6 protein-coding genes are annotated in these 9,969 nt (G+C 35.4%); all 6 read left to right on the plus strand.

The window, feature by feature from the left end; translation table 11 throughout:
- On the plus strand, positions 1-6,392 hold a 6,392-nt coding region (gene sprA / locus ABJI11_RS00010; protein WP_348348376.1), incomplete at its 5' end, for a cell surface protein SprA.
- A 133-nt stretch (positions 6,393-6,525) separates the two neighbouring features.
- Positions 6,526-6,906, plus strand: a complete 381-nt coding sequence (gene gcvH, locus ABJI11_RS00015; protein ID WP_348348377.1) for a glycine cleavage system protein GcvH — start codon at positions 6,526-6,528, stop codon at positions 6,904-6,906.
- A gap of 37 nt (positions 6,907-6,943) precedes the next feature.
- Positions 6,944-7,291, plus strand: coding sequence for a VanZ family protein (locus ABJI11_RS00020; RefSeq protein ID WP_348348380.1), 348 nt, complete (start codon positions 6,944-6,946; stop codon positions 7,289-7,291).
- 62 nt (positions 7,292-7,353) lie between these two features.
- The gene (locus tag ABJI11_RS00025) at positions 7,354-8,058 is read left to right on the plus strand and encodes an energy transducer TonB (protein WP_348348378.1); all 705 of its coding nucleotides are present in this window, start codon (positions 7,354-7,356) and stop codon (positions 8,056-8,058) included.
- A gap of 230 nt (positions 8,059-8,288) precedes the next feature.
- A complete protein-coding gene (gene cyoE, locus ABJI11_RS00030) occupies positions 8,289-9,191 on the plus strand; it encodes a heme o synthase (protein ID WP_348348381.1) in 903 nt (300 codons plus the stop codon).
- Positions 9,192-9,193: 2 nt separating this feature from the next.
- Positions 9,194-9,775: a cytochrome c oxidase subunit 3 gene (locus ABJI11_RS00035; protein ID WP_348348379.1), complete on the plus strand. Its 582-nt coding sequence runs from the start codon at positions 9,194-9,196 to the stop codon at positions 9,773-9,775.
- The last annotated feature ends 194 nt before the right edge of the window (positions 9,776-9,969 follow it).

The raw sequence follows: 9,969 nt of genomic DNA on the forward strand, positions 1-9,969 counted from the left end.
CTTCGGTAACGGCTGTATTTTCAGAGCAACGTTCGCAAAATAATACGGTAGTAGCGCAAGGTGGCGGTACATTAAATGATTTCTCATTGACCGCTTTAGATTATGATGAAAATAGACACTTTTTCTTAGCACAATATTTTAGGGATAATTATGATGAAGCACTTTCTTCTTATCCATATATTCAAAGTCAAGTACAGATTACGCGTATAGAAGTTTGGATTACGAACAGAACGCAACAGACGTTAAATGTGCGTAATGTTGTGGCTATACAAGATTTAGGGGAATCAGATATTACAAAAACCAGAGTAGGTCAAAACAATGGTAGTGGTGGTGGTTTCTTTAATGGTCCTGCAGACTTGAGACCTAGAAACAACGCCAATGACTATGATCCAGCTTTAATACTTACTAATGGTGGTGCTTTAAATGATAATATTAGAGAAATCGCTACTGTAGAAAGTGGTTTCAATGCTGGTAGTTTTGCTGCTGGATATTCTCCTAACCAAGGTTTTGATTATGCATATTTAGAGAATGCAAGAAAGCTTGAGCAGGGTAGAGATTTCGATTTTAATACACAATTAGGGTATATCTCTTTAAATCAACGTTTAAGTAATGACGAGGTTTTAGGTGTTGCTTATCAATATACTTTTCAAGGTCAGGTATACCAAGTAGGTGAATTTGCAAATGGAGGTATAGAGGCAACTACGGTTACTCAAGATGTAAGTACCGTAATAGAAAACAATACATTAATACTTAAACTTCTTAAAAGTAATATTACCAATATCACTGATCCTATTTGGGATTTGATGATGAAGAATATTTATGCTACTGGTGCATATAGCTTAAGTCAAGAAGATTTTAAGATGAATATTCTATATTCTGATCCTACTTCAAGAAATTATATTACTCCGGTAGAAGAAGGTCCGGGTTCTGGTTGGCCAGAAGGTTTGGAAGAGACAATTCTTTTAAATGTTTTTAATCTAGATAGGTTAAATGTGTATAATGATATTCAACCCGGTGGTGATGGTTTCTTTGATTTCATCAGTGGGCAGACTATAGATGTGCAGAACGGTAGAATCATCTTTACCAAAGTTGAGCCTTTTGGAGAGTATTTATACGAAAAATTACAAAGTGGTAATAGTGGTCAGTATGATGTTACTTCGGGTTATAACGCCAACCAAGAGCAGTATGTATTTAGAGATATGTATGCTTTAACAAAAACGGCGGCACTACAAGATCCAGAAAAAAATAAGTTCTTATTAAAAGGTTCGTACAAATCAGAAGGTAGTAATGGTATTTCTATTGGTGCATTTAATGTACCCCAAGGTTCTGTTACGGTTACTGCAAATGGTAGAACATTGCAAGAAGGTATTGACTATACGGTAAATTACCAATCTGGTACGGTACAGATTTTAGATCCTAGTTTAGAGGCTTCAAATGTGCCTATTAATATTTCCGTAGAGAACAATGCAGTTTTCGGTCAACAAACACGTCGTTTTACTGGGGTAAATGTAGAGCATCAATTCAATGAAAAATTTGTTTTGGGCGGTACCTTGTTAAATATGAACGAACGACCGTTAACGCAGAAATCTACATACGGTGTAGAGTCTGTAAACAATACTATTTTTGGACTGAACACTAACTTTTCTACAGAGGTGCCTTTCCTGACACGTATGGTGAATAAGTTGCCAAATATAGATACAGATGTACCTTCTAATATTTCGGTAAGGGCGGAGATGGCGGCATTAATACCCGGCTCACCTAAAAACGCTGATTTTGAAGGTGAGACTACTACATATTTAGATGATTTTGAAGGTGCGCAAGCATTAATTGATATTAGAGCATCTCTTGGTTGGTCTCTTGCTAGTATGCCTTTAGAATATGGTAGCGGTGACCAGCCTTTTGGTAGTTCTCCTGAAGATGCAAATAACCTTTTGAACGGTTACGGTAGGGCAAAGTTGTCTTGGTATACTATTGATCCAATTTTCTTTACTACGCAACGACCTGATGAAATTAGCGACGATGATATATCTACCAATGCTACCCGTAGAGTGTATATTGACGAGGTTTTTCCAGAGACAGATGTTGCTCAGGGGCAAACTCAAGTACAGTCTACTTTAGATATGGTATATTATCCAAATACTAAAGGACCCTATAACAATAATCCAGATTTTGACACTGAAGCCCCAACTCAAAAATGGGGTGGTATGATGCGTTCTTTAAGTAGTACAGATTTTGAACAGAGTAACGTTGAGTTTGTTCAGTTTTGGGTAATGGATCCTTATGTTGATGGTATTGCAAATGGATCGGGTGAACTAGTCCTTAACCTAGGTAATATATCTGAAGATATATTGCGTGACGGTAAAAAGCAATATGAAAACGGACTGCCAGGAGTGGATAGTAATGATTTCGTTTCACCGACCTCTTGGGGTGAAGTACCTGCAACACAATCTTTGGTATATGCTTTTGATGCAGATGAAAACAATAGAGGTTTACAGGATATTGGTTTTGATGGGTTGGATGATTTGCGTGAAGCAGATGTTTATACCAATAACGACAGTGATGACCCTGCTTTAGATAACTACGGTTATTATTTAAATAGAGAGGGTAGTATTTTAGATAGATACTTAGATTTCAATAACCCACAAGGTAACTCACCTGTAACGGTAACCAATACAGATAGAGGTTCTACAACATTGCCGGATGTGGAAGATGTTGATAGAGATTTAACCATGAATACGGTCAATAGTTATTATGAGTACCGTATTGCTATAAAGCCGAATACTACTATTAATGATGAATATGTAACCGATATCATTGAAGGTACGGCGAGTGGAGATATTAGAATACCTAATGGTGATGATGTCAATTATCGCTGGATCCAATATAAAATTCCATTGAGCGACTTTACAGATGCTATTGGTGGTATTACAGATTTTAGGTCAATTAGCTTTATGCGTATGTATATGACAGGGTTTAATAGTCCTACTATATTACGTTTTGCAACTTTAGATTTAGTTAGGGGAGATTGGCGTACATATACCAATACCTTGCAAGATTCTGATATTGATAGTGATCCAACGGATGATGGTACTACTTTAGATGTAAATACGGTTAATATTGAAGAAAATAGTAGTAGAACACCAATACCATATGTTTTGCCTCCGGGAGTAATAAGAGAGCAATTAAATAATAATAATACCATTATTCGCCAGAATGAGCAATCTCTTTCTTTAACGGTATCTAATCTAGAGTCCGAAGATTCAAGAGGTGTATTTAAAAATTTGAATGTTGATATTCGTCAGTATGAGCAATTAAAAATGTTCATACATGCCGAAAAAATTATAGATAGTGATTATGCGGATACTTCTACACCTTTAGTTGGTTTCTTGCGTATGGGTACAGATTTTACTCAAAACTACTATCAAATTGAATTGCCATTAGAGTTTACACCTTTTACTGCAGTTGCAGATGATGAGGTGTGGCCAGAGAATAATGAGATGAATATTTTACTTAGTGATTTAACGAAAGTGAAATCGCAATGGATTGCGGACGGTGATTTAAATGATGTTCGTTTCTTTGAAATTGAAAATGATGAAGTGATTCCTGTTGGCGAGTTTGATGTTCGTACTCCTGGTAGAATTCGTATCGGTATAAAAGGTAATCCATCTTTAGGTAGTATACGTACTATGATGGTGGGTGTTAAAAACCAGGATATTTTACCGGCAAGAGGTGAGGTGTGGTTTAATGAACTTCGTCTTGCAGGATTGGATAATAATGGTGGCTGGGCCGCAATTGCCGCAATAGATGGTAATATTGCAGATTTTGCCAATTTTAGTGCTACCGGTAGTAAGAGTACTTCTGGTTTTGGATCGATAGATCAAATGCCAAATGAACGTGCGCGTGAAGATGCCATTTCTTATGATGTGGTTACCAATGTTAATGTTGGGCAATTGCTTCCTAAGAAGTGGGGAATTCAATTACCGTTCAATTACGGAATTTCAGAGCAATTGATTACTCCTGAGTTTGATCCTGTTTATGATGATTTAAAACTAGAAGATAGAATAGCGGCTGAAGATACCCAAGAAGGTAAAGATGAGGTATTGGAGCAAGCTGAAGATTATACAAAACGTACCAGTATCAACTTAATTGGTGTTCGTAAAGATCGTGGTGAAGAAGCAGATGCCAATTTTTATGATATAGAAAACTTTACGTTTAACTACAGTTACAACGAAACTGATCATAGAGATTTTGAGATTGCAGAATTAAAGGAGCAAAGTGTAAATACGGGTTTTGTGTATAATCACAGTTTTGAGCCGGTAGAGGTTGCTCCGTTTGCTAAAAAAGATTCGCTTTTTACGGGTAAGTACTGGCAATGGTTAAAAGATTTAAATCTGAATTTATTGCCTTCAAATATTGGCGTGACTTCTAATATTAATAGGCAGTTTAATGCACAACGTTTTAGGGATGTGTATACTGATGGTGAAGATAGAATAGAATTGCCAGAGCTTCAACAACGTAATTATTTATTTAATTGGCAGTATGCCATCAACTATAATTTGACAAAATCTTTGCGGTTAAATTTAACGGGGTCCAACAATAATATTGTTAGGAACTATTTAAATGAAGATGAGCCTTTAGAGTCAATAGATAGAATTAGAAATGAATTAGGTTTATGGGACGGCTTTTTTGATGTAGGTGAACCAAACAGACATTCTCAGCAAATGCAGTTGAATTATGAAGTGCCTTTTTCAAAAATACCTGCATTAGATTTTATAAGTACACAATACTCATATACCAGTAATTTCGATTGGCAAAGAGGTGGTGATGCATTGTTTGAGGTGGCTGGTGAATATATTAATACCGTACAAAATGCGAACACGCATACTATAACATCATCTTTGACCATGCAAAAGTTTTATGATCTGATTGGGCTTAAAAAGCGTGAAGCTCCTAGGGCATCTACGTCAGGACCAATACGAAGAGATAAGTCTGGCGCATTATCAGAAGATCAAGAAAAGATTAAAGGTAAAACAAGTGATTTGTTCAATACCGTAGTTGATGTTGTTACAATGGTAAAACGAGTGAATTTCAACTACAGTGAAAACAATGGTACGGTACTTCCTGGGTATACGCAATCTGTTGGGTTTGTCGGTACAACTAAACCTACCATTGGTTTCTTGTTCGGTAGTCAGGCAGATGTTAGGTACGAAGCTGCTAGAAATGGTTGGTTAACCGGTTTTCAAGAATTTAATGAGCAATTCATCCAAAGAACAAATAAACAATTGAATATTACCGCAACTGCGCAACCAACTAAAGATATTACTATTGATCTGGTTGCGGACAGACAATATTCTGATAGTTATCAAGAGAATTTTAATGTTGTTGACCAAGAGTACAACCTACAATTAGGTAATAATTATGGTAGTTTCAGTATATCAACCATGATGATAGGTACCGCATTTGGTAAGAGTGATGAATTTGATTCAAGTACTTTTCAGCAATTTAAAGATAATAGAATTACCATAGCGAACAGATTGATTTCTGATCGATCGCAACCTGTTGGTGATTTAGATGATGATGGTTTTCCTCAATTATATGGTAAAACGCAACAAGATGTATTGTTGCCTGCATTTTTTGCAGCCTATACAGGTCAAGATGCTGAACGTGTAAACCTAGATACGTTTAGAGATATTCCAATACCTAACTGGAGTATTAAGTATACTGGTTTAATGAAGAGCAAGTGGTTTAAAAAGAAATTTAAACGTTTTTCTTTAAGTCATGGGTATCGCGCATCATATAGTATAAATTCGTACCAAACGAATTTAGAAAAGGTGCAATTGATTAAAGATGGTCAAGATGCTATTAATGCTGAAAACCTTGATATTTTACCAGATTTAATTTTAAACAACGTGGTACTTACAGATCAGTTTAATCCGCTAATACGTGTAGATTTTGAAATGAAGAATTCTGTTAGTATTTTGGCAGAGGTTAGAACAGATAGGGCGTTATCATTAAGTTTTGATAATGATTTAATGACGGAGATCAATGGTAAAGAGTACACGGTTGGTTTAGGGTATCGTTTTAAGGATGTAAAATTTGTAACTAATATAGGAGGAAACAAAACAAGGCTAAAGGGCGATTTAAACCTGAAAGCTGATTTAACATTGAGAGATAATATTACTATTATTAGGAATCTAGATATCAATAATAATCAGATTACCTCTGGTCAAAATCTAATGTCATTGAAGTTTACTGCAGATTATGCTTTAAGTAAGAACTTAAACGCCTTGTTCTTTTATGATCATTCGTTCTCTAAGTTCGCTGTGTCAACGGCATTTCCGCAAACTACAATTAATACAGGATTTACAATTCGTTACAACTTTGGTAACTAATATTACGGTTCTTTATAAATTGGGTAAATATTATATGTACCCTTCATAAACATATATTAACATTAATAAATGTTTTGATAACCTAAGTTGAAAACTTTACATTTGCCGAAGTAAAAAATAATAAACGATTATAATGAATATACCAGCTGAATTAAAATATACGAAAGATCACGAGTGGGTTAAGATAGAAGGTGATGTTGCCATTGTGGGTATTACAGATTTCGCGCAAGGTGAATTAGGTGATATTGTTTATGTTGAAGTAGATACACTTGATGAGACTCTAGAACGTGAAGCGATCTTTGGTACGGTTGAAGCTGTAAAAACTGTTTCTGACTTATTTTCTCCTTTATCTGGAGAAATTGTTGAGTTCAATGAAGCGCTTGAAGATGAGCCGGAAAAAGTAAATTCTGATCCTTACGGTGATGGTTGGATGGTGAAAATTAAATTTAGCGATGCAACCGAACTTGAAGATTTGTTGAGCGATGCTGCATATAAAGAGATTATTGGTGGTTAAAAACACTATTTATAAAGTACTTTTCATAAGCTGGATGATGTTTGTAACATTTTCCAGCTTATTTTCTTTTTCAGGAATTGGTAGCTCAAGATTCAATATTCCGCATATGGATAAGCTAGTACATTTTACGTTCTATTCTGTTATGGTGGTGTTGTGTTACTTGGCAATACCTAAAAGTAAAGAACAAGTGGTGGGTAGGTCTAAGTTATTGTGGTACATTGTTTTATTTGCTGTAGTGTACGGCATAATTATTGAAGTGATACAACATGTTGCAACTTCTGATAGACACGGCGATCCGCTAGATGCATTGGCAAATTCTACCGGAGCTATTGTAGGAATGTTGGCTGTTAGATTTTTATTTTTTCGCATGCCCTCGTTAAAATGAAAATTTTAGTTGCATATTTATGGATTAATTAGTTAAATTAGCAATCACTAAATTGAAAATATATGGAACCTAAAAAGAATCCTAAAGCGGATTTAACAAAGAACAGCAGTCTTTATTTCGTTATCGGTTTGTTTGCAGTAATGCTATTTACTTACGTAGCTTTTGAATGGAAAACCTATGATGAGGTGAATGATTATGATATTTCTATGAATGTGGATGATCTTTTAGATGAAGAAGTTCCAATGACAGAACAGATTAAAACTCCACCACCACCACCACCACCAGCTGCACCAGAAATTATTGAGGTTGTAGAAGATGAAGAAGAGGTTGAAGAAACTGTAATTGAGTCTACTGAAACTAGTCAAGAAGAAGAAATCGTTGAGGTTGAAGACGTGATTGTTGATGAAATTGAAGAAGATGTTGATGTACCTTTCGCAGTTATTGAAGATGTACCTGTTTTTCCAGGTTGTGAAAATGAAAGCGATAAAAGAGCTTGTTTCAACAAAATGATTCAAAAGCACATTGGTAAAAACTTCCGTTACCCAGAAATTGCTCAAGAAATGGGTGTTCAAGGTAGAGTAAGTGTAATGTTCGTTATTCAAAAAGATGGAAGCATCGGTAACGTAAGAATGCGTGGGCCAGATAAAAACTTAGAAAAAGAAGCTGCAAGAATTATCGGTAAGTTACCAAAAATGACTCCTGGTAAGCAGAGAGGTAGAGCGGTACGTGTTCCTTTTAGTATTCCGATTAACTTTAAATTACAATAGTATTTAGTTGCTATTTCAATAGATATAAAAATCCCGAGCAAACTGCTCGGGATTTTTTTTGTGCCATATTTTTCTAAGTAAGTAGACTTTATAATGGCTAGTCTCATGGTGTCATTTATTTCATAGTTGAATAGTGTAAATATGAGCACTTTCAATAATACTAGAAATAAAGCTTTTAGGTTGCAGAAATATGACTTGGGGGTTATCTTTGCAGATCTATAAAAATGAGTATGAAAACGGCTGTTGGTTCGGAAAAAGAAAGTGCTTTTGCATTGATTTTTGCCGATTTTAAGGAGATTACCAAAGCTAGATTGGCTATTAGTGTCGTTTTTTCTTCTATAGCAGGTTATTTTCTTGGTGCATATGAGATTCAATGGGTTCAAGTGCTGTTATTGGCATTTGGTGGTTATTGTATGGTAGGTGCCAGTAATGCTTATAATCAAGTTATTGAAAAAGATTTAGACGTTTTAATGAAACGTACTAAAAATAGACCCATTCCTGCAGGTCGTATGACTGTGAATACGGCTATGGGCTTAGCCATTGTTTTAACATTGCTGGGTATTTTTTCATTGTATTTATTAAACCCTAAGACGGCAATGTTTGGGGCAATATCCATTTTTTTATACACCAGTGTTTATACCCCGTTGAAAACGATAACCCCTTTGGCGGTTTTTGTTGGGGCAATTCCTGGAGCAATTCCATTTATGTTAGGTTGGGTAGCTGCTACAGATGATTTTGGTATAGAACCAGGTACCTTGTTTATGATTCAGTTTTTTTGGCAATTCCCTCATTTTTGGGCTTTAGGGTGGATGTTAGATGATGACTATAGGGCTGGCGGATTTAAAATGTTACCTACAGGAAAGAAAGATGCGGCAACAGTGCTGCAAATAATAATGTATACTATTTGGATGATGGCAGTTTCAATTATTCCTGTATTTGGAATAACGGGTAGATTACAATTATCTGTCGTGTCTGCAGTACTTATCTTTTTAATGGGCGCGGTGATGTTAGCATTCGCTTTTCAGTTGTACAGAAAGAGAGATAATGTATCTGCAAGAAAATTAATGTTGGCAAGTGTAAGTTATATAACACTGATGCAGATAGTATACGTAATAGATAAATTTTTAGCTTAATTATGGATTTAACACAAGGTACGGAGGCAGAGAAGAATGCTAGGGCAAAGAAGATGATGCTTTGGTTTGGAATTATTAGCTTATTAATGGGTTTTGCAGGATGGACAAGTGCCTACATTGTAAGTAGTTCAAGAGAAGATTGGTCAAGCGATGTTGCGCTGCCAGATTCTTTTCTTTATAGTACCATTGTCATCATTATAAGTAGTATTAGTTATATTTTGGCAAAAAAAGCCATAAAAGATGGTGAAAATGCTAGCGGTACTAAATGGTTGTGGATTACGTTAGGTTTAGGAGTTCTTTTTATCTTTTTGCAATTTTCAGGGTTTTCTCAGATGGTCGCGGAAGGGTATTACTTTACTGGACCTACTAGTAGCATTAAAGTATCGTACATTTTTTTAATAGCGATGGTGCATGTGGTGCATGTTGTTGCGGGTATGATTTCTTTATTGGTGGTATTGTATAATCAAAACAAAGGAAAATATAGTAAAGAGAACTATTTAGGTGTTACCTTAGGGGCAACATTTTGGCATTTCTTAGATTTCTTATGGGTCTATTTGGTGTTATTTATGTTCTTTGTGAAATAAAAAACGAATCAAAGTTAGTTTTGGGTCAAATTGCGTTTTTAAATAGTTCAAAAAAATGTAAATTTGCTAAAGTTTTATTAAAACGATAATTAGTATATGAATTCTACGGTGACTACGGGAACGGAAACAAGCGTATGGGGTGGTGGCAATCAGCCTTTAGGAGCAAGTTATGGAAAAATGATGATGTGGTTTTT

The organism is Maribacter sp. (assembly GCF_039968975.1).
Lineage (GTDB): Bacteria > Bacteroidota > Bacteroidia > Flavobacteriales > Flavobacteriaceae > Maribacter.

Coding starts and splice junctions, on each gene's coding strand:
- cyoE (WP_348348381.1), top strand. CDS start 8,289: ATGAAAACGGCTGTTGGTTCGGAAAAAGAAAGTGCTTTTGCATTGATT.
- ABJI11_RS00020 (WP_348348380.1), top strand. CDS start 6,944: ATGTTTGTAACATTTTCCAGCTTATTTTCTTTTTCAGGAATTGGTAGC.
- ABJI11_RS00025 (WP_348348378.1), top strand. CDS start 7,354: ATGGAACCTAAAAAGAATCCTAAAGCGGATTTAACAAAGAACAGCAGT.
- ABJI11_RS00035 (WP_348348379.1), top strand. CDS start 9,194: ATGGATTTAACACAAGGTACGGAGGCAGAGAAGAATGCTAGGGCAAAG.
- gcvH (WP_348348377.1), top strand. CDS start 6,526: ATGAATATACCAGCTGAATTAAAATATACGAAAGATCACGAGTGGGTT.